This window comes from Soonwooa sp. T0.1_25 (assembly GCF_057652215.1).
Genome location: NZ_JBYFBZ010000001.1, coordinates 173254 through 194362 on the forward strand (window position 1 = coordinate 173254; position 21109 = coordinate 194362).

17 protein-coding genes are annotated in these 21109 nt (G+C 33.7%); 4 read left to right on the plus strand and 13 right to left on the minus strand.

Translation table 11 applies throughout. The features are described 5' to 3' along the window. Window positions 1-24: 24 nt before the first annotated feature. Window positions 25-672 (minus strand): hypothetical protein, encoded by a 648-nt coding sequence (locus AC23MB_RS00840; protein WP_487786285.1) that lies wholly within the window; start codon window positions 670-672, stop codon window positions 25-27. Between the two features lie 105 nt (window positions 673-777). Beyond that, window positions 778-2988 carry a TonB-dependent receptor gene (locus AC23MB_RS00845; RefSeq protein WP_312321774.1) on the minus strand — a complete coding sequence of 737 codons (2211 nt, stop codon included), beginning with the start codon at window positions 2986-2988 and terminating at the stop codon, window positions 778-780. A 192-nt stretch (window positions 2989-3180) separates the two neighbouring features. Here AC23MB_RS00845 and AC23MB_RS00850 point away from each other — a divergent pair, with 192 nt between their 5' ends. Next, complete coding sequence (locus AC23MB_RS00850) at window positions 3181-3687, plus strand: superoxide dismutase family protein (protein ID WP_313027617.1); 507 nt, start codon at window positions 3181-3183, stop codon at window positions 3685-3687. A gap of 32 nt (window positions 3688-3719) precedes the next feature. Here AC23MB_RS00850 and AC23MB_RS00855 read toward each other — a convergent pair whose 3' ends face one another. From AC23MB_RS00855 to rpiB, 5 genes are all read right to left on the minus strand, one after another. Next, the gene (locus tag AC23MB_RS00855; protein WP_313027612.1) at window positions 3720-4088 is read right to left on the minus strand and encodes a YraN family protein; all 369 of its coding nucleotides are present in this window, start codon (window positions 4086-4088) and stop codon (window positions 3720-3722) included. 2 nt (window positions 4089-4090) lie between these two features. Then, window positions 4091-5026, minus strand: a complete 936-nt coding sequence (locus AC23MB_RS00860; RefSeq protein WP_487786286.1) for a S66 peptidase family protein — start codon at window positions 5024-5026, stop codon at window positions 4091-4093. 1 nt (window position 5027) lies between these two features. Then, window positions 5028-5714 (minus strand): LysE family translocator, encoded by a 687-nt coding sequence (locus AC23MB_RS00865; protein ID WP_487786287.1) that lies wholly within the window; start codon window positions 5712-5714, stop codon window positions 5028-5030. Between the two features lie 86 nt (window positions 5715-5800). Next, window positions 5801-7945 carry a ribonuclease R gene (gene rnr / locus AC23MB_RS00870; protein ID WP_487786288.1) on the minus strand — a complete coding sequence of 715 codons (2145 nt, stop codon included), beginning with the start codon at window positions 7943-7945 and terminating at the stop codon, window positions 5801-5803. Between the two features lie 54 nt (window positions 7946-7999). After that, window positions 8000-8431 carry a ribose 5-phosphate isomerase B gene (gene rpiB, locus AC23MB_RS00875; RefSeq protein WP_487786289.1) on the minus strand — a complete coding sequence of 144 codons (432 nt, stop codon included), beginning with the start codon at window positions 8429-8431 and terminating at the stop codon, window positions 8000-8002. Window positions 8432-9066: 635 nt separating this feature from the next. On the opposite strand from rpiB, the gene AC23MB_RS00880 reads away from it, so the two are divergent. After that, the gene (locus AC23MB_RS00880) at window positions 9067-10260 is read left to right on the plus strand and encodes a phosphoglycerate kinase (RefSeq protein ID WP_487786290.1); all 1194 of its coding nucleotides are present in this window, start codon (window positions 9067-9069) and stop codon (window positions 10258-10260) included. 220 nt (window positions 10261-10480) lie between these two features. On the opposite strand, the gene AC23MB_RS00885 is transcribed toward AC23MB_RS00880, so the two are convergent. From AC23MB_RS00885 to AC23MB_RS00910, 6 genes are all read right to left on the minus strand, one after another. After that, window positions 10481-11305 carry a class I SAM-dependent methyltransferase gene (locus AC23MB_RS00885; RefSeq protein ID WP_487786291.1) on the minus strand — a complete coding sequence of 275 codons (825 nt, stop codon included), beginning with the start codon at window positions 11303-11305 and terminating at the stop codon, window positions 10481-10483. 137 nt (window positions 11306-11442) lie between these two features. Next, window positions 11443-13305, minus strand: a complete 1863-nt coding sequence (gene mnmG, locus AC23MB_RS00890; RefSeq protein ID WP_313027588.1) for a tRNA uridine-5-carboxymethylaminomethyl(34) synthesis enzyme MnmG — start codon at window positions 13303-13305, stop codon at window positions 11443-11445. Window positions 13306-13366: 61 nt separating this feature from the next. Beyond that, window positions 13367-13786, minus strand: coding sequence for an rRNA maturation RNase YbeY (gene ybeY, locus AC23MB_RS00895; protein WP_487786292.1), 420 nt, complete (start codon window positions 13784-13786; stop codon window positions 13367-13369). A 4-nt stretch (window positions 13787-13790) separates the two neighbouring features. Further along, complete coding sequence (locus tag AC23MB_RS00900; protein WP_313027585.1) at window positions 13791-15947, minus strand: patatin-like phospholipase family protein; 2157 nt, start codon at window positions 15945-15947, stop codon at window positions 13791-13793. A 2-nt stretch (window positions 15948-15949) separates the two neighbouring features. Next, window positions 15950-18397 (minus strand): bifunctional UDP-N-acetylmuramoyl-tripeptide:D-alanyl-D-alanine ligase/alanine racemase, encoded by a 2448-nt coding sequence (locus AC23MB_RS00905; protein ID WP_487786293.1) that lies wholly within the window; start codon window positions 18395-18397, stop codon window positions 15950-15952. A gap of 15 nt (window positions 18398-18412) precedes the next feature. After that, window positions 18413-19012 (minus strand): thymidine kinase, encoded by a 600-nt coding sequence (locus tag AC23MB_RS00910; protein WP_079667530.1) that lies wholly within the window; start codon window positions 19010-19012, stop codon window positions 18413-18415. A gap of 131 nt (window positions 19013-19143) precedes the next feature. Here AC23MB_RS00910 and AC23MB_RS00915 point away from each other — a divergent pair, with 131 nt between their 5' ends. Both AC23MB_RS00915 and rsmI read left to right on the plus strand, forming a co-directional pair. Then, window positions 19144-20373 (plus strand): hypothetical protein, encoded by a 1230-nt coding sequence (locus AC23MB_RS00915; RefSeq protein ID WP_312323397.1) that lies wholly within the window; start codon window positions 19144-19146, stop codon window positions 20371-20373. Further along, window positions 20373-21047 (plus strand): 16S rRNA (cytidine(1402)-2'-O)-methyltransferase, encoded by a 675-nt coding sequence (gene rsmI, locus AC23MB_RS00920; protein ID WP_312323398.1) that lies wholly within the window; start codon window positions 20373-20375, stop codon window positions 21045-21047. The genes AC23MB_RS00915 and rsmI overlap by 1 nt, the downstream gene beginning before the upstream one ends. The last annotated feature ends 62 nt before the right edge of the window (window positions 21048-21109 follow it).

Below are 21109 nucleotides of genomic sequence, written 5' to 3' on the forward strand. Positions count from 1 at the left end.
TAGTTTTAGAAATGTTTCGCCTTTTTATTTAGCGGATTGACCTAAAAAATACTCTGCTTCCATCTTTCCCCAATTAGGATCAAGAGGTGTTTTGATTTTGTAAGTTCCGAATTGCGAAATTGCTTGTTTAAAAAGTTCGATCCCTCTTGTCTTGCTCCCACCAAATTGTTCAGGTGTAAAGTAAGTGTCTTCTGCTTCTAGCAAAGTCACTCTTGGGTTGTTAGCATCCAACGCTTTGGCTTTTGCTAAGTGTTGTTGCGCTTCTTGTCCATAAGTCATAAATCGAGACATTGGATCAACCATCATTTTTAAACTTGCAGACATTTTTTTAAGTACATAAACTTCAGAATTATTTGGGCTAAGTTCGTCTGCTTTTGCAATGTATTTATCAGCTTCTGCAGCAACTGCATCCAACTCTGACAATTTGTTGTTGCGCATTAATAATCTACCTTTTTGGATGGTTGAAAATGCGGCGTAGTAGTACGGTAACCATTGTTTTGATTCTTTAGTTCCGATTCTGTCAAAGTCATTAGCCAAAGCTGTGAAATCGTCAGGATTCATCGTTGTTTCAACTTTGGATATTTTGTCTGTCATTGCTTTATCATAAGCTGATTGCGCAAAAGATTTAACTCCGATAAAAATAAATGCTGCGATTAAGATTAAATTTTTCATAATATAAATTGTTTGTTGTTTTAATTTCTTGGATTAAATTTAAGTTCAAAAAGTATTTGATTTAAAATAAATTATACCGAAACGTCAATTTCTGATACCGAACCGTTAGAGATTATTATTAATAGCATCATCGGTTTTGTCAACGCCAAAACTTATAAACGCCCCAATAAATACAAAAGTATCATAAGCTGGCAAAACTGGACTACGGCGCATTCCGTCTTGAGAATAATTGTATCCGAACACATTTTTCGTTCCTAAAATATTATTAATGCCCAGTACAATTACGGTGTTTGCTTTGTTATCTGTACGGCCAATGCTTGGTACATAATTAACACTAAAATTGAGCGCATTGTAATCTTTAAGATAACCTTGATGTCTGATGCTACTGTTAAAATCCTGTGTCAAATCATAATAAGGTCGACCAGAAGCATAAGTGTAGGAAAGATTAAATCCTGTTTTCCAGTTCAAAACAAATTTTTTAGCCACTGCCGAAAGTGTATGTTTGGCAGCAAAAGTTGGCGTTAAACTGGTTGGAAAATTCATGAAATTACGCTCTGTATCGAGATAAGAATAAGTCAACCAATAATCGATACCTTTGATGGATTTTCTATCCCTCCAAAATATCTCCATTCCTTTTGCAAAGCCATTTCCTGAGTTGTCGATCGCTGTTTGAAAGCTAGTACTTCCCACAGTTTTTATCAAATAAGAATAATCTTTGTAGAAAGCTTCCAATCGAAGACTTCGCCCATCTGTATTATGTTGAAGTTGGAAAATGTAATGATCAGCTTTTTGAAAACCTAATCGCGCATTTGAGTTTATAAATTTGCTTTCAGGATTTTGATAATAAATTCCGTAAGCCAAGGAGGATACCCAAGTATCAGAAATTTTATAAGCCATAGAAACTCTTGGTGCGAGGTTCCATCTATCAAGATAGCTAGAATGTTCGGCTCTTGCGCCAAGGCTCAACGAAAAATTTCGGTTAACAGCTAAATTTGTTTCCGCAAATCCAGAAGAAATAAGATCGGTAACATGTTTTTTGTAACTTCCAAACTGAGAATCTTCTATTGAATTATTAAATTCTAGACCCGTTCTGAAAACACTTATTTTGCTTATTTTGCGTTCTACAACAGATTTTGCGTTAACATAATTTCCTTTTGTATAGATTGCAAATGGATCCGAAGCAATGCCATTTTCAACATTTGTAAAATCTAAATTATTTTGATTAAAACTATAAGATGCACTTAGATTAACTTTATATTTTCCAAATTTTTCTTTATAAGAAAGTGTTTGGAAGGTGTAATTAGATTCTAGATCAACTTCACTTCGGTCAATATTTGGTTCCAAACTAAGATTATTAACGCCCATACTTCCAGTTTGGAAATTTCCGTAATATTTGATGAAACCACCTTTTTTAGTTTTAATCCTAAAATTAGCATCCGATCCAAAACCATTAGGACTTTTACTAAAATCTGTGTTGGCATTAAAAACGCCATTTACTAATCCAAGGTTGCTGTAATTAGCAGAAACGCCCCAAGAAGCGGTTTTAGCTTCATTTAATTTTTGATAATTCGCTCCAGCAAACAAAGGAGACAAAGAAAAATCATAAGAAGTTTTGCTCGGCAAATCGACACTTTCTAACAACAAAACCGAAGATAAAGCTTGTCCATATTGCGCCGAATAACCACCACTCGAAAAAACATTCCCTTTAAATAATGACGTATTAAAACGGTCTCGCCCCGATAATCCTGGCGTCGATTGCGAAAAATAATTATTTACCAAAGTCCCATCTATAAAGATTTTGGTTTCGCCAGCTGTACCACCACGAACAAAAAGTCCTTCCGATTCACCTACTTTTTGCACACCTGGAAGATAACCTAAAGCTGCAGTAACTTGTCCATCGGCTCCTGCAGTTGTATAGATGTCAAGCGGCGTCAGTAGAGCAGTAGCACGCTTTTTATCACTTGCTTCGATACTTCCCGCAGTAATCACCACCGCATCTATTTCGCTAAGACTTTCTTTTAGATTTGTATTAATTGTAATATCATTTGATTCTACATTAATACTTTGTTCAGAATTTTCATATTTTGGATGGGAAAAAACCAAAATTTTAGCACCTTTTTCATCAGTTTGAAATTTGTAATTACCTTCGGCATCAGTTGTTGCGCCATCATAAGAATCTTTCAAGCTAACATTAACATCTTTAACGGGTTTGTTTTTGTAAAGCACTTTTCCAGATATGTTAACCTGAGCAAAAGAAAACGCTGCAACGCTTGTACAAGCTAAAATCATTGTTCTTAATGCAAAATTGGAAGTCATAGTTTGTTGTTTATTTCTGGCTCAAAATTAAATACCAAAATCGTTTATTAAAATTAATTTTTTCTGAACGGTAAAATAACAAGACTGAATGGTAATTTTTAGTAATTTTGTTATTATCACAAGTCTTAATTGTAAGCAAACTGATTGGCTTATATTTTGTAAAATCAAAAAAGCAATATAAATTTTAAGATTATGAAACCTATATTTTTACTCGGAGTTTTGGGCGCTGCTGTTGCAGTAACGTCTTGTTCTACTCAAAATAAACATTACACAATCTATCCAAAAAGTGGTACTAATACGCAAGGATATGTAGATTTTTCACAAAAAGGGAAGGAAGTCACCATGAAGCTTAATGTCTATAATTTAAAACCTGGAGAACACGCCATCCATCTTCACGAGAAGGCGGATTGCTCGGCAACAGATGGGACTTCGACTGGTGGACACTGGAATCCTGCTGGCGCTCAACATGGTAAATGGGAAACTGAACACTTCCACATGGGTGATATCGGAAACCTAAAAGCTGATGCCAACGGAACGGCACAATTGGAGTTTAAAACTGATAAATGGTGTATAGGATGTAAGGATGAAAGTAAAAATATTATCGGTAAAGCGATCATTATTCACGCGGACAAAGATGATTTCCATACGCAGCCAACAGGTAATTCAGGTGGAAGAGTCGCTTGTGTTGAGATAAAATAATAAACCAAAAGCTCCGAAAATTTTCGGAGTTTTTATATTTCATGACTTTGGAAAGCATCTTCAATATGATGAATTTCTAAGTCGTTGGTATTTGTTTTAAGAACAGAAATAATATCAAATCTTACTTCCAATTCTTCATTTAATTCTTGACAATACCCATCAGCCGCCATAATAAGAAGTTTCATTTTCTTTTTGTTAACGGCATCTTCCGGATTGATGATGTGATTATCGCTTCGCGCTTTAACTTCAATAATAACAAGTTTTTGATCTTGCTTTGCAATGATGTCAACTTCTGCTTTCAGAAATCGAAAATTGCGTTCCAGAATCTGATACTTTTTAGACTCTAGAAATTCGCAAGCTGCATCTTCAGCGCGTTTTCCGAAATCATAATGTTCTGACATTTTTAAGATTTAAAAATAACTTCCGATTTTTTGCCAATGTTTAATTCAACTTCAGCGCCCAAAATAATTGGTCGATTGTCGAAAATATGTCCATTAGGGAATTCGTACAAAACAGGGAAATTATAGCCTTTTACACGATGTTCTATCAAATGATAAGCGAAAGGATCAAAAGACTCCTCAAAAGCTTTGTTTTCGCCTTCTTTTCCCATATTGGTCATTCCGCCAACAATTAATCCATTAATTTTACTGAAAACACCAGCCAATTCGAGGCTCATCAACATTCTGTCCAAGGCATAGAAATTCTCGCCGATATCTTCAATTAATAAAATTTTATCTTTAAAATCGAAAGAATATTTGGTACCTAAAAGTGCATAAATCAAAGCTAAATTACCGCCAACAATTTGTCCATCGGTATTTCCTTTTTTATTAAAATCGTTTGATTTAAAAGTATAATTAAGTTTTTTCCCTTTTAAAATATCAAAAACCAAATCATAACTTTCTTCGCTAACGCCAAAAGAAGAAGTCTTCAAAGTTTGCCCATGGATACTCGCAAAACCTTTCTTTAAAAGTAAACTTTGTACCGCAGTATTGTCCGAATAACCGATGTACCATTTTGGATTTTTCTTAAAGTCCGTTAGTTTGATATGCTCTAACAAATGTTGACATCCGTAACCGCCACGTGTTGTCCAAATTGCATTAATTTCGGGATCGTTGAGCGCCCAATTGATATCCGAAATACGTTGTTCTTCGTTACCAGCGTAACTATAACCATCTTGAAATTTCTCTAAAGTATATTGTCCCAAAATAGGTTCGTAACCTTTAGAAATTATTAAATCTAAAGTGTTTTGTAATTGCGATTCTTCAACAGAACCAGCTGGCGAAATAATAGCAATTTTATCAGCTTTTTTAAGACTTTTAGGAAAAATAATAGACTTCATTTTATTTCGAACGTTTGTATTTAACCTCAGTTTTTTCGGCTTCTTCTAGTTTTTTATCAAACTGATTGAATTTTTTGAAACTTTGTAAAAATATAAAGAAACTAAATATAATCAAGATAACGCCAACGCCCTTTCTGATGGCATTTGCAACCTTTTGAGTTAACTTATCATGGAATTGTTTTGCAAGGAAAATCTTCGCTAAATCTATCGCTAAATAAGTACAAATTACAATCCCAATGTAAAGTATAAAATCATTAGTTTCTGGATATTGATTACGAACGGAAACTACCGTCACCAACCAAAATAAGATAACCCCGACATTTAATAAATTTAATAAAAAGCCGTTAGCAAAGGTTTTGAAATAATTACGACTGATAAGTTTTTCTTCTCCCTTTATGTGCATTTTGGTTTTAGAAACTATCATGATACAGCCATAAATAAAAATGAGGAGCGCCGAAATCCGATAAAATGAGGGATGTTTGTCAATAAGTTCGACAAGGTCGGCACTTGCGTAATACGATGCAACAATACAGAGTATATCGGCAGTTATCACCCCAAAGTCCAATGCTAAAGCATGCTTGGGACCACGCGAAAAACTTGTCTCTATAAGGAGGAAAAAGATGGGCCCGATGAACACCAAACTCAGCATGATTCCTAGTACAATTGCATATAAAATAAGTTCTAACATAGCTTATAGTATCTTGCAAAGAAAAAGAATTTTTAATAAACCTTAGCTTAAATTAAGCTTTACTAAAAAATTCTTAATGATTATAATTAATTGATAATCTTGAAATCCAACTGTTTAACCAACAAATTAGCTTTCATAACTTTTATCTTAACTTGGTCACCCAATTGGTAAGTATTACCAGTTCTGCTACCAACGATCGCATAATTCTTAGCATCAAAACTATAAGAATCGTCGATTAGATCACGAAGTTTTATCATACCTTCGGCACCGTTTTCAGGGATTTCTACCCAGAAACCAAAGTCCGAAACTCCAGAGATAACACCGTTGAAATATTCGCCAACATGTTTCTCCATAAATTTGACCTGCATGTATTTGATAGAATCTCTTTCTGCATCGGCTGCAAGACGCTCCATCGAGCTACAATGTTTAGCTTTTTCTTCAACTTCGTGCACATCAACCGACTTGCCGCCATCTAGATAATGTTGCAACAATCGATGTGCGATAACATCTGGATAACGACGAATTGGCGATGTAAAGTGCGAATAATACTCAAATCCTAGGCCGTAATGACCAAGACTTTCGGTGGTGTATTTAGCTTTACTCATGCTTCGCATAGCAAGCGTTTCGATCATATTTTCTTCCGCTTTACCTTTTACTTCCTGTAAAAGTTTATTCATAGATTCGGTTGTAGTTTTAGCATTGGCTAAATTCATTTTGTAACCGAAATTACTAACAAAATCGCGTAAAGCATTTAATTTGGTAGGATCTGGATCTTCGTGAACACGATAAATAAAAGTGTTGTGAGAAGGCTCATTTCTTTTATTTAATGAAATAAATTCTGACACTTTTCTGTTTGCTAAAAGCATAAATTCTTCAATCAAATGATTCGAATCTTTGCTAATTTTAAAATAAACACCAATCGGGTTACCATCTGCATCTAAGTTAAATCTTACTTCGCTTCTATCAAAAGTAATCGCACCGTTTTTGATACGTTCATCACGGAGGATCTTTGCAAGATCATCCAATTTATTAATTTCTTCTTGATAATCGCCTTCTTTAGTTTCGATACGTTCTTGTGCTTCTTCATAAGTAAATCTTCTGTCAGAATGCGTTACTGTGCGACCAAACCATTGTTTTTTAACTTTAGCCTGATCATCCATTTCGAAAACCGCGGAGAAAGTATATTTATCTTCATTTGGACGAAGAGAACAAACACCGTTACTCAAAACTTCGGGTAACATCGGTACAACGCGATCCACTAGATAAACTGAAGTTGCGCGATCATAAGCTTCGTCATCTAGCAAAGTCCCAGGACGTACATAATGCGACACATCCGCAATATGAACACCTATTTGCCAGTTTCCATTTTCTAATTTTTGAATAGAAAGTGCGTCGTCAAAGTCTTTTGCATCTTTTGGATCGATGGTAAATGTGCAAATATTTCGCATATCCCAACGTTTTGCAACTTCCTCAGGACGAATTTCGGTATCGATTTCGTCAGCTTCTTTTTCAACTTCTGGAGGGAAATTGTAAGGCAAACCATATTCAGCCAAAATTGCATGAATTTCGGTTTCGTGTTCGCCAGGTTTTCCTAGAACTTGAATAATTTCGCCTTCTGGATTTTTACTTCCCGCGTCCCATTTTATCATTTTAACAATGACTTTATCGCCATCTGTCGCATCATGGACTTTATCTTTTGGGATAAACATATCCGAATGCATATTCTTTTTATCAAAAACTACGAATCCAAAATCCTTATGCGGAATATCTTGGAAAGTCCCAACAAAGGTATCTTTTGCACGTTCGAGAACATTAACAACAGAACCTTCTAGTTTTTTTCCTTTAAAATGATAAGTCACAATAAGGACTTTATCACCTTGTAAGGCATCTTTTACATTTTTTTGATGGATAAAAATATCATCTTCTATATCTTCGACACTTACATAAGCGTTACCAGATTGGTTAAAATCGATAATACCAGTTAAAGCACCTTCGATTTTTAAGTTGATGATGTATTTACCTTTTTCAGTTTCTTTAATTTTTTCACTCGCAAGAAGACGATGTAAGGCTTGTATCACCAATTCTCGTTGTCTTGGATTTTTGTAATCTATACCATTCGCAATCTGTTTATAATTATAGATTTTGTTGGTATTTTGGTTCATGAAACGCAGAATAATTCTCCCTAATTCGATGAGTTTCTGATCGTTTTTTAGACTTCTATTTCTTTTCATAGGTTTAAAAATTAATAAACCTTAATATTTTAAGAAATACTAAGGTTTTTACAATTAAGAACAAGCAATCTTGTTGACTCTGTTCTGATGTCGGCCTCCTTCGAAATCTGTAGTGAGGAATTTATCAACGATTTCTAAGGCAAGCTCTTTTGCAATAAATCTTGCAGGCAGAGCGACCATATTAGCATTATTATGTTGTCTAGACAATGCCGCAATCTCTGGCATCCACGCTAGCGCACAACGGATCTGTTGATGTTTGTTGGCTGTAATCTGTACACCTTGACCACTACCACAAATCAAAATCCCTAGTTCGTTATCACCGTTTTCCACAGAAGAAGCCGCAGGATGTACAAAATCTGGATAATCTACAGAATCCAAAGAATGTGTCCCAAAATCTTGAATTTCGTATTTATCTTTTAATTGTACTTTAAGATATTCTTTGTACTCAAAACCTGCATGGTCAGCGGCAATAGCTATTTTTTTCATAATTTACTTTTATATAATATTAGATAGATTTTCTACAAATTTAATATTATTCTGTTGATTGATAATCTTTGGAAGAAAAGAATAACTAAATAAAATGTCGATAATTAATACTTTGTTAATATTACCTATCAAAACCTGTGGAAAACTACGAAAACAAATGTGGAAAACTAGGTTGAGATTGTTCTTTTTAGTTTGAATTAAAATTCATATTGCACTTCCTAAATGGAAAAACAATTCCCAAACTTGAAAAACTTTTAATGTGCCAATCCGAATATATTCCCCAGTTAAAATATCCATAATCTAGACTTATTAATATTTATCAGCATTTGTGGAAAACTCAGTTAAATTATTGAAAATCAAATATCTTAAATGTTAATAGAATATGAATAGACTTTAAATTAAATGTTATCAAAAATTTCAAAAATACTTTTCCACAAAACTCACAACTACAATATACAATAACAATATTCTTTCTTTTTTAAATAAATAAAATTGTTAGATAATGATTGTTGTAGCGGTGTGGAATCTTTTGTGTGAAAAGTTCGTCTTTTGATAAAGAGAAATCTTACATTTGTAATCGTTGAAACTAGTGTTTCAAATATCAAACCAATCTGAAATAAATTTAATAAATACGAATGAAAACAATTAAGAATTTCAATTTTTCTGGCAAAAAAGCTTTGGTACGCGTTGACTTCAATGTTCCGCAAGATGACAATCTTAACGTAAGTGACAATACAAGAATTGTTGCTGTTAAACCTACAGTTGATAAGATTTTGGCTGATGGCGGTTCGGTAATCTTGATGACGCATCTTGGTCGTCCAAAAGGTGAAGTTAATGATAAATATTCGCTTAAAAACATTGTTTCTGAAGTTTCTAAAGTTTTAGGAAAAGAAGTTAAGTTTGTTGAGGAATCGATTGGTGAAAAAGCAGAACAAGCTGCTTCTGCTTTACAAGCGGGTGAAATTTTGTTGTTAGAGAATCTAAGATTCCATGCAGAAGAGGAGAAAGGTGATGAAGCATTTGCAGAGCAACTTTCTAAGTTAGGTGATGCTTACGTTAACGATGCCTTTGGTACAGCGCATAGAGCACATGCCTCAACAGCAGTTATTGCTAAATTTTTCCCTTCAACTAAATTTTTCGGTTTGTTGATGGCTAAAGAATTAGAAGCGATTGATAAAGTTCTTAAATCTGGTCAAAAACCTGTAACTGCAATACTTGGTGGATCTAAAGTTTCTACTAAAATTACTATTATTGAAAATATTTTACCAGCAATTGATAATTTAATTATTGGTGGTGGTATGGCATTTACGTTTATTAAAGCTTTAGGCGGCAAAATCGGAAACTCTTTAGTAGAAGATGATAAGTTGCAATTAGCTTTAGAAATTTTAGAAAAAGCGAAGCAACATAAAGTTGAAGTTTATTTGCCTAGTGATGTGATTATTGCTGATCAATTTAGTAATGATGCGAATACTGAAGAAGTAAACGTTTACGAAATTCCAGAAGGTTGGATGGGATTGGATGCTGGTCGTCAATCGAGATCAAAAATTAACGATGTGATCTTAAATTCTAAAACAATTCTTTGGAATGGGCCAATTGGTGTTTTCGAAATGTCAAAATTTGCTGATGGTACAATTGCTTTAGGTGATAGTATCGAAGAAGCCACTAAACTTGGAGCATTCTCCTTAGTAGGAGGTGGCGATAGTGTAGCCTTTGTTAAGCAATTCGGTTATGGTGACAAAGTTAGTTATGTTTCAACTGGCGGTGGCGCCATGTTAGAAAGTCTTGAAGGTCTAGAACTTCCAGGAGTTGCTGCAATTAACAAAGATTAATTCTTTTTAGATTATAAAAAAAATGAAAACCGACAAATAGATGTCGGTTTTTTTTGTCTTAGATTTTGCCAAGGTCTTGATTATTTTTTTTGAGCGATTCTCAAGCTAGTAGTCGAATTTTTAAAATTCACATTATTTTTCTAAAATTTTGAAGTTTTCCACAAAAAAATCACAAAATGCTCAAAAATCGGCTTTCAGAATATAGCCAAAAATCGATTTTCTACTTTTTTCCGATAATATATATCAAACTCGAAAATTCGCCCGAAAAAGATGCTTTTATGTTAGAAATCGCTCCACGAAGACTTGCTTTAAGCCAAAAAAGGCTCGATTTTTTATATTTTTCACTCAACATCGAAATATAAAACGAGTCGAGTAAGAGAGGCTTAACTTTTTCAACTTTCCAAGAATGGTTGTTCATAAGTTTCAACATTCCGTTTCTTGAGAAATGATAAACGTGTCGAGGTACGTCGTAGGCTGCCCAAAATTCTTTATAATAAATTGCATCATGTGAAGTTGGATTCGGAACAGCAATAATTAATTTTCCTTCAGCTTTTAATTTTTTATAAAAGATAGAAAGCATTTCTTCTTGATTTTCCACGTGCTCGAAAACATGCCAAAGCGTAATGGCATCTAAAGAATGATCTTCAATTTCATCAAGATTCGATACTAAAGTGGTCTTGCTAGTTTTTTGTTTTGCAGCATTTCTAGCATCATCATTTGGTTCGAAACCGAAAGTTTTAAAATCATTTTCGATATATTTTACAAATTCTCCAGCGCCGCAGCCATAGTCTAAAACTTTTTTATTTTGTCCAGAATTTATGCTTTTTGAAAGTATATTTTTCTTGTAAGAAAGATTGAAACCTTGTAAGAATTTATATAATTTTTCTTTTGCACTTCCGCTATCTTGATGGTGTGAAATGTAATCTTCGCTTTCGTAATATTTAGAAAGATTTGATGGAATAGGGGAGGTTTTCCAAACGCCTTTAGTTTCGGTTTCTTTTAATTCAAAAATTTCTTGAGTAAGAAAATGATCTTTTATTTTCATTAAATTTTGATGAATAGGTTTTATTCTTTTCTAAAAGTGGAATTGTAGTTATCCACAATTCCACAATTTAATATTTATGCTATGTTTTAAGCTTATATAAATGTTTCACGTGGAACATTTAACAAGTTATCCACAATTTATCTACCAAGAAATACCAATAAAACATTGATATCTGCAGGAGAAACACCGCTAATTCTACCAGCTTGAGCAATAGTTTTTGGCATTACTTTACTAAGTTTTTGTTTAGCTTCAGATGATAAACTAGAGATTTTAGTAAAGTCAAAATCCTCAGGAATCTTGATATTTTCTAAACGATTAAGTTTAGATACATTCTCTTTTTCCTTTTCAATATAACCTCTGTACTTAATATTAATCTCAGCTTGCTCTCTAACTTCATCATTAAATTGGCTTGCAAACTCTTTAATGGCAGGAATTTCTTCCAGTTTTTCAAGTGTCATATTAGGTCTTGTAAGGATTTGTGCAGCTCTATAAGCTTGATCTACAGGACTTGACTCTATACTTTCTAAGATAGGATTTATAATACCAGGTTTTAAAGACATTTCTCGTAAAAAGTCTTCAAGTTGCTGACTTTTAGCGATTTTGTCTTTTACGCGATCAAGTCTTTCTTGCGTTGCCAAGCCTAGATTATAAGACTTTTCAGTCAATCTAATATCAGCATTATCTTGTCTTAAAAGTAGACGATATTCAGCTCTTGATGTGAACATTCTGTAAGGTTCTTCAGTGCCTTTTGTGATGAGATCATCAATAAGAACACCGATATAAGCTTCATCTCTACTAAGTGTAAATTCAGGCTTATCTTGAACTTTAAGAGCAGCATTAATACCTGCTATTAAACCCTGCCCAGCCGCTTCTTCATAACCTGTAGTACCATTAATTTGACCCGCAAAATAAAGGTTCTGAATTAATTTTGTTTCTAATGTATGATAAAGTTGAGTAGGAGGGAAGTAGTCGTATTCAATCGCATAACCAGGACGGAAAACTTTAACATTTTCAAAACCAGGAATAAGCTTCATTGCTTTTATTTGTACATCTTCTGGAAGCGAAGAACTGAATCCATTAACATATATTTCAACAGTGTTCCAGCCTTCTGGTTCAACAAAAAGTTGATGTCTTGTACGTTCTGCAAAACGATTAATTTTATCCTCTATACTTGGACAATAACGTGGTCCTAAACTTTGGATGGTACCATTAAACATTGGACTTCTATCGAATCCTGAACGCAAAACTTCATGTACTTCTTCGTTGGTATAGACAATATAACAGCTTCTTTGTTCTTTTAGTTTTGGAGTATCTAAGTAAGAGAATTTTTGCGGATTTTCATCACCCGATTGTTCCTCCATTTTCGAATAATCTAGGCTACGACCATCTACCCGTGGAGGTGTGCCAGTTTTCATTCTGCCAGATTCAAAGCCTAAAGAAACCAATTGTTCGGTTATTCCATATGCTCTAGGTTCGCCCATTCTACCGCCACCAAGTTGTTTATCACCAACGTGGATTAAACCATTTAAGAAAGTTCCGTTAGTTAATACAACTGACTTTCCACGAATTTCGATGCCTAATGACGTGACAACACCAACCACTTTATTATCTTCGATAATAAGGTTTTTAACCATATCTTGGAAGAAGTCAAGGTTAGGCGTGTTTTCTAATGCGATACGCCATTCTTGCGCGAATAACATACGGTCATTTTGTGTTCTTGGCGACCACATTGCTGGACCTTTTGATAGATTCAACATCTTGAATTGTATTGCGGACTTATCAGAAATTACCCCTGAATAACCACCCATAGCGTCGATTTCTCTAACAATTTGTCCTTTTGCAATACCTCCCATTGCAGGATTACAGCTCATTTGACCAATGGTTTGCATATTCATGGTAACCATTAATGTTTTTGAACCGAGATTGGCAGCAGCAGCAGCAGCTTCGCAACCTGCATGACCTGCACCAACGACGATAACGTCATATATTTCTGATATCATTTTACATTCAGTTTAATAAAAAAAAAAAAAAACAAAATGTTTCACGTGAAACATTTTTAATTTAAAGATACTTTTCGCTAAATAATGCGAGATAAAAATCTTCTTTAGAACGCATTTCGGTTTGTTCTGCTTCGGATTTATCTTTGTATCCAACGAGGTGGAGTAGGCCATGTGCAAGGACGCGTCTCAACTCTTCGTCGTTAGATTTTCCTATTTGTTCCGCATTATCTATTACGCGTTGCAAAGATACAAAAATGTCAGCGTTTATTGTTTTGCCCTTTACTTTGTCAAAAGTGATGATGTCGGTATAATAATCATGTTGAAGAAAGTCTTGGTTTATTTTTAAAAGATATTCGTCATCACAAAGGATGTAATTGATATCTCCAAGTTTTTTACCTTCTGTTAATATTAAATCTTCAAGCCAATTTGTATAGTTCGGCTGAATCGTATTCTCTACATCTTCAAAGAAAAATTGTATCATAATTTTAAAACCAGTGTCCTAATATCACACTGAAAATTCCTTTTTGTTTATTAATAGATTGACTAAAATTAAGTTTAATCTGACCAAATGGCGATTTGTATCCTGCAGTTATACCAACAGAACTAAAACTAATTTTTGCCGTATCTTCCAATCCAAAATCCTTGAACATATTTGCAATGCTAAAATTACCGATGATGTAATAGTTTTTGTTAAATCTAAATTGCACATCGTTGGAAGCATAAATCAAGTTATTATCATTAATTTGACCAAACTGATAACCTGACATGGCTTTTATATTATTAAAATTTTGTTCGAAAATCCCGCCTAACCTGTATTGATAGAAATGTGGAATAACATCACCAAAGCTAAATCCTCCAAAAAGATTAAGTCTATATGTGAATTTTTTGGACAATCTAAAGCTCATCCTAATATCTGCCTTTGCTTGGACAGGTTTCTTCTCAAGCTCGTTAGAAAATACGTCAAGAACTTTTACTTCGCCATTCAGATAAAATCCGCGAGTAGGGAAGTCCTTGTCATCTTGCGTATCACTTTTTACAAATGCATAAAGATTTAGATATCTGTCCGAATTGTAGTTTTGTCCAGACGCATCTTCAGTATCGAAATAATCAAAACTTAGCCCGCCTCCCAAAGCATATCTATCTTTCCAGATAGATTGTAGATAGGCTTCATTACGGAACCATTTCCAATCTTCGATAACGTTTTTGCTCTTATTTAATAATTCAAAACTCATCCCAGATGCATAAAGTCCAAAGCCAGGAATATAGCCATTGTCAATAAAATAATTGAAATAATATCGCGGTTTATCACCAACAACTAAATCTAAAGATAAATCTGTGTTTTTAAATAACAGTCGTTTTGCTGAATAATTTAATAATAAACCAGTTTTAAAAATCTCATCATAATGCAATCCAAACTTGATGAAATGTCTTGTATCGTCTTCTGTTACTTGTATTTTTAAATAATTGGTTTCAGCATTCTGAACGATATCGTAGTTGATAATTCGATAATTGTTGGTTGCATAAAGCTTATCAATCATTTTGTTAACGCTACCATAAGTTTGCATGGATGGCGTACGCAATCCCATCTTTCCTAAAACATAGTTTTTACCGTAGATTTTACCATTTTCTAGCACGAGACTATCAATCTTATACACATTGCTATATATTGGGTTAATTGGTACTCTAAGACGCTCGTATTCGCGTTTAGGAAGTCGATCAAGTACTGTTTCGTAACGATGTGCAGCAACATATCCACTATCAAGAATAGACTTTTTGTTATCATAACTTGTAGCCGTCATTCCTGTCAAGTCTGGTTTTATGTTGATATCCGTGTATTTATATTGTCTTTTGGTATCCCGTTGAATTCCAAAATCTATAATTTGATTTAAAATCGAAATCATGCTTTTAAGATCATCACGCTTTGCTAGACCTTGGTTAAGGTCTACACCAATGACAATATCCATTCCTTTTTCTTTTAAAGGTTTTGAAGGATAATTGACCGTCATTGCGCCATCAACATACAAACTATCATTAATCTTAACAGGTTCTAACAATGATGGAAACGCCGAACTTGCCATAATGGACTGAACCAAATCACCCTTTTCAAAAATTTGCATATTTCCGCTTTCTAGATTGGTTGCAACACATAAAAACGGAATCGGAAGCTTTGAAAAATCTGTTACTGTTGATACGTTTTTCAGGAGCTCTTTCAACATATAAACATTACGTTGACCAGTCGAAATAGATGACGGAAAACTAGCTTTACCATTTTGCAATGGTATATTTAGAAGATATTTGTCAACAGATTTATTAAAAAAAGTAGCATCTTTTCGTGAAGTTGGATCCGTAATTAATGAATAAAAATCGGTGTCCATTACAATTTTTTCGATATCTTTTCCTGTATAACCAGCCGCATACATTCCTCCAATTATGGCGCCCATGCTGGTTCCCGAGATATAATCGATTTTAATTCCTAATGAATCGATAACTTTTAAAACGCCTACATGTGAGAAGCCTTTAGCGCCGCCGCCACTTAACGAAAGACCAATTTTTGCATTTTTGGGTATGACTAGTGGCTCTTTAACTTGTGATTGAAACAAATTAAAACACAAAAACACTATTAATATCCAAAAATTCTTCATCTTTAATCTTTTATATAAACTCTTTTTACCCGAGGTGATATTGAAGTTAAAACTTCGTAAGGTATTGTATTACAATAAGTAGCAAAATCCATTAAGCTTGGTTTTTCAGAAAAAATAATGACATCATCACCTTCTTTAGCTTCCAAATCTGAAACATCGACCATCAACATATCCATACAAACTGTACCAACAATTGGTACTAATTTATTTTGTACATTAACTTTCCCAATTTTATTACCGATTAATCTCGGAATTCCATCAGCATAACCAACTGGGATTGTAGCTATTTTAGATTCTTTTTCAGCTTTAAAACGTCTACCGTAACCAACTGTTTCTCCGGTATTTATATCAGAAATTTGAGAAATAACGGTTTGGAAACTTACAGTATTTTTAAGCTTTTTCTGAATCTCATCATTATAAGCAATTCCCATCATACCAATCCCAATTCTGACCATATCGTATTGATTATCAGTATAATTTAATATACCTGACGAATTCAAAATATGTCGAATAGGTTGATAACCAAGTAAATTTATTAATTTATTTGAAGTCTTTTCAAAATTTTCTAATTGAAATTCTACATAAGATTTCTCATCGGGCATATCAGCCGTCGCCAAATGACTAAAAATACTCTGTACTTTAATATTGTTATTTGCTATAAAATCAGCTAGTTGCAATATTTCTTGATCTTTAAAACCAAGACGATGCATACCTGTTTCTAACTTAATATGTATAGGATATTTTTCGGTGACACCAAGTTTCTTCAATTCGTTACAGAACAATTCTAAAACTCGGAAACTATAGATTTCTGGCTCTAGATTGTACTCAATAACCGTTCTGTAGCTATGTTGCTCAGGATTCATCACAATAATTGGAGTGGTGATTCCTTTTTTTCTTAAATCGGCACCTTCATCAGCAACTGCAACACCAAGATAATCAATATGATGATGTTGAAGAAATTCTGAAATTTCAAAACTTCCTAATCCGTAAGCATTGGCTTTAACCATTGCCATCATTTTGGTTTCGGGTTTTAGAAGCGATTTATGAACATTAATGTTATGTAAAAGTGCGTTCAGATTAACTTCTAATCGGGTTTCGTGTTTACGAAGTTCTAGAATATCTTTGATGCGTTCAACCTCAAATTTTCGTGCACCCTTTAATAGAATTAATTGATTATCAATCTCTTCAAAAGATTTACTTTCAATAAAACTTGATGTTGAATCAAAACTAAAAACATTTGTTTTGATATCTTTTGCAAAATTTGAGATTTCGTTCCCGATTAAGAAAACTTGTTCAAAATTTTGCTCGTTTACAAGATCAATAACTTCTTTGTAGAAACTAGGATTGTGAGAATCTGAATCTACAAAATCTGTCAATACCAAAGATTTTTTTGGCTTATTATATTCTTGTATAAACTGAAAAGCTATTTTAAGTGAATCTAAATCTAAGTTATACGAATCGTTGATAATCAAATTATTACGAACGCCTTCTACAGCTTCTAGACGCATTTCGATCGCTTGTAAAGCATTGATTTTTTCAACAATTTTTGAATTAGAGAAACCAAGCTCTTTTAAAACAGAAATTAAAGCTAAAGCATTTGACAAAGTTGCTTCATCGCGAGTACTTGCTTCAAATTCGATTTCATCTTCGAAAATTTTAACTTTTACAAGTTCTTGACGGTTTTTATAATCATTAATAATGTGAATGTCATTATTTGACTTAAAACCAAAACTAATTAATTTTTTACTTGAATATAAGTTAGTTATTTTATTATTAACCAATTCTTTATCTCCGTTGTATATTATAGTTTTAGAATATTTGAAAAGTTTAATTTTTTCATCAATCAGCTCTTCTTCATTTTCAAAATTCGAAGAATGTGCTGATCCAATGTAAGTCAAAACTCCAATGTTGGGATGGAAGATTTCTTCCTGCAATTCCATTTCGTTGGGTTTAGAAATTCCAACTTCAAAAATTCCCAGCTCATGTTTTGCATTTATTTGTAACAAAGAGAGCGGAAGACCAATTTGAGAATTAAAACTTTTTGGACTCTTCACCGTTTGATATTCGTTCCAAAGACTTTGGTAAAGCCATTCTTTAAGAATCGTTTTACCATTACTGCCTGTAATTCCAATACTTTTTATATAAGAATTTTCGAGATGATATTTGGCGAGTTGCCTCAAGAATTGTAAGCTATTCTTTACAATTATCCATGTAATCTGCGGATTGTCGGAAGTCTTTTTCTCTGCAATAATAACTTCAATACCTTTTTCGATCGCAGATTCTATGTACTTTTCGCCAGAATTTTTGGAAGAATTAATGGCTATAAAAGCAGTGTTTTTGGAAGAATAAATGCTACGACTGTCGAAAGCCAAATTTTTGACAATCATTTTTGGGTTACCAATCAGTTCAGAATTGGTAAAAAAAGCAAGCTCTTGAGTTGTATATTTCATTGTTTTGTGGAATCATTATTTTGACTCCGGATTATTTTTTGACAGAACTTCGTCCATGAAAACTCTTCGGCTAACAGCCTCGTAGCTTTCGGTCTCACCAAGTTCTACAATATCTTTGCCGTGAGAAATTCTCATCGAATAATTCGCGAGATTTCCGGTTCTTTTACAAATAGCATGCACTTTTGTTACATATTCGGCCGTTGCCATAAGGTTAGGCATTGGACCAAAAGGGCGTCCAAGAAAGTCCATATCTAGACCAGCGATCACCACTCGTGTGCCACCATTCGCAAGTTGATTAGCAACTTCGACAATACCATCATCGAAAAACTGCGCCTCATCGATACCAACAACATCACAATTTGAACCAAGTAGCAAGATTTCGTTAGAAGAATCTACCGCTGTACTTGGTATTTTGTTATGATTATGCGACACAACATCTTCATCTGAATATCGCGTATCGATTTTCGGTTTAAAAATTTCAACCTTTTGTCCGGCCATTTCGGCACGTCGTAATCGGCGAATCAATTCTTCCGTTTTACCTGAAAACATCGATCCACAGATGACTTCCATCCAACCACTCTGTTTAGAATGATTTATTGTATTTTCTAAAAACATTCTTTAATTTAGCAATTCATATAAGCCATTTTTTTTTCAACAAATTTTTGCTTCGTTTTTTTGAAGTTTTGACAGGTTGAAGTGGACTTATAATTAAGTTTCAAAATTACGAAAAAGATAATTAGATTGTTATGAATGGGCTGCAAGAAATCCATGACGAGTTGTTTCTTGATATTCAAAATATTATTGAAGAATTAAACGATATTTCTTCTATCGACGACTTACTACAGAAAGAAAAATTGATCCGAGAATTGTCAGAAAAGACCAATTTTCTAAAATTAAGTGAAGCTTTTGGATTAAATCAAATTTTAAATAAACCTCAAGTTCTTCCCGTTGTTTCTGTTGTAGATGAACAGGAAATTTTCGAAGTAACCGAAGATGATAATGTTGAAGAACCGTCACAAGTTGAAAACGTTGAAAACGAAGCTACTGAAGATGATATTCAAGATGATGATTTGGACTTAATCGATAACCAAATTCTTGCGGAAGCGCATCAAGAAGAAATTGTGGAGACTGAAAATGTCGAAGATTTTGACAAAACTGAGGAAATCGAAAATGTTGATCATGATGACGAAGTTGAAAATGATCACCTAGATTTGTCAGACAACGAAATGTTGAAAGATGACGATACGGAGCATGATGTTGAAGAGCTTGCTAAAGACGAAGAAAATCTTGTCAAAGAAAAAGAAGCTTCTTTAAACAATGAAAGTACCTTCTCTTTTGCGATGGATTCTGTTGAGGAGTCTAAAGTGGAAACTGTTGAAGAGCCAAGTTTGGTTTCAGAAATCTCAGTGTCGGAAGATGCTAATGAAGTTAAAGAAAATTTAACTGAAACTATTTCAAAATCAGAAGAATTAGTAAGTGAATCTTCAGTAAAAATAGAAGATACTAAAGATGAAATTTCTGATGTAGAAGAAGAAAAAAAATCATTATTTGATACTGAAAAATCAAATGCCGATGACAACCAAAATTCTAAAAAAATTAAATTATCTAACATTAAAGGTATTCACAAAACTTTGTTTGATAATGATCCTTTAGAGAGAATACAAGCTTCTGAAACTACTTCTGAACCTAAAAATAGTGGAAGTCTTGGTAAAAGCAATATGCCAACTGATTATATGGAGGCGCCAAAACCAAAACCAGAATTCCGTTTGGATTTAAATGATAAAATTGCCTTTACACAACACTTGTTTAAAAATAGTCAGGTTGAGCTGAATCAAGTTGTTCATAAGTTGAATGAATTTGATAATATTGACGATGCTAAAGAATTTTTGAGCGATTTGTATTATGATAGAAATTGGGAAAAGGCAGATAGTTACGCACAACGACTTTGGACTTTGGTAGAAAACAGATTTTTGTAATGTCAGGCATTTTGTACTTTGTTCCAACGCCAGTTGGGAATTTGGAAGACATGACTTTTCGAGCAATTAAAGTTCTGAAAGAAGTCGATTATATTTTGTGTGAAGATACCCGAACTTCTGGTATTTTATTAAGACATTACGAAGTCTCGAAACCGTTGAGATCCTATCACTTACACAACGAACATCAAGCGACGGAAAAGGTGATTCAGGATTTGCAAAGTGGTCAAAACATCGCCATTATCACGGATGCAGGAACGCCAGGGATTTCGGATCCTGGCTATTTGTTAGCAAAAGCTGGCGCTGATAACGATATCGAAATGATATGCTTGCCAGGCGCAACAGCTTTTGTTCCGGCTTTGGTTGTTTCGGGGTTGCCGAATCATGATTTTTATTTTGCGGGATTTTTACCGCAGAAAAAAGGTCGTCAAACCAAATTAAAACAACTTGCTGAAGAGAAGAAAACTATCATTCTTTATGAAAGTCCGCATAAGATTAATACAACTTTGGAGCAGATAAAAGAATTTTTTGGTGAAGAAACTAAGGCAAGTCTTAGTCGTGAGATTTCGAAAAAGTTTGAAGAAACTAAACGTGGTACAATCAATGAGTTAATTGAATTCTCCAAAAGTAAAACTTTAAAAGGAGAAATTGTATTGATTGTGAATAATGTTGTCTAAAATTTAGTTTTTGTAAATTTATTCAAATTCAATAAAAATATTATTTGCTACATTTGAAAATA

What these genes read in the sequence shown, in the direction of transcription:
- AC23MB_RS00855 (WP_313027612.1), bottom strand. Translation starts at nt 4,088, where the DNA reads ATGTCAGAACATTATGATTTCGGAAAACGCGCTGAAGATGCAGCTTGC.
- AC23MB_RS00880 (WP_487786290.1), top strand. Translation starts at nt 9,067, where the DNA reads ATGAAAACAATTAAGAATTTCAATTTTTCTGGCAAAAAAGCTTTGGTA.
- AC23MB_RS00900 (WP_313027585.1), bottom strand. Translation starts at nt 15,947, where the DNA reads ATGAAGAATTTTTGGATATTAATAGTGTTTTTGTGTTTTAATTTGTTT.
- mnmG (WP_313027588.1), bottom strand. Translation starts at nt 13,305, where the DNA reads ATGATATCAGAAATATATGACGTTATCGTCGTTGGTGCAGGTCATGCA.
- AC23MB_RS00845 (WP_312321774.1), bottom strand. Translation starts at nt 2,988, where the DNA reads ATGACTTCCAATTTTGCATTAAGAACAATGATTTTAGCTTGTACAAGC.
- AC23MB_RS00905 (WP_487786293.1), bottom strand. Translation starts at nt 18,397, where the DNA reads ATGAAATATACAACTCAAGAGCTTGCTTTTTTTACCAATTCTGAACTG.
- AC23MB_RS00910 (WP_079667530.1), bottom strand. Translation starts at nt 19,012, where the DNA reads ATGTTTTTAGAAAATACAATAAATCATTCTAAACAGAGTGGTTGGATG.
- rsmI (WP_312323398.1), top strand. Translation starts at nt 20,373, where the DNA reads ATGTCAGGCATTTTGTACTTTGTTCCAACGCCAGTTGGGAATTTGGAA.
- AC23MB_RS00840 (WP_487786285.1), bottom strand. Translation starts at nt 672, where the DNA reads ATGAAAAATTTAATCTTAATCGCAGCATTTATTTTTATCGGAGTTAAA.
- AC23MB_RS00885 (WP_487786291.1), bottom strand. Translation starts at nt 11,305, where the DNA reads ATGAAAATAAAAGATCATTTTCTTACTCAAGAAATTTTTGAATTAAAA.
- rnr (WP_487786288.1), bottom strand. Translation starts at nt 7,945, where the DNA reads ATGAAAAGAAATAGAAGTCTAAAAAACGATCAGAAACTCATCGAATTA.
- ybeY (WP_487786292.1), bottom strand. Translation starts at nt 13,786, where the DNA reads ATGATACAATTTTTCTTTGAAGATGTAGAGAATACGATTCAGCCGAAC.
- rpiB (WP_487786289.1), bottom strand. Translation starts at nt 8,431, where the DNA reads ATGAAAAAAATAGCTATTGCCGCTGACCATGCAGGTTTTGAGTACAAA.
- AC23MB_RS00850 (WP_313027617.1), top strand. Translation starts at nt 3,181, where the DNA reads ATGAAACCTATATTTTTACTCGGAGTTTTGGGCGCTGCTGTTGCAGTA.
- AC23MB_RS00865 (WP_487786287.1), bottom strand. Translation starts at nt 5,714, where the DNA reads ATGTTAGAACTTATTTTATATGCAATTGTACTAGGAATCATGCTGAGT.
- AC23MB_RS00915 (WP_312323397.1), top strand. Translation starts at nt 19,144, where the DNA reads ATGAATGGGCTGCAAGAAATCCATGACGAGTTGTTTCTTGATATTCAA.
- AC23MB_RS00860 (WP_487786286.1), bottom strand. Translation starts at nt 5,026, where the DNA reads ATGAAGTCTATTATTTTTCCTAAAAGTCTTAAAAAAGCTGATAAAATT.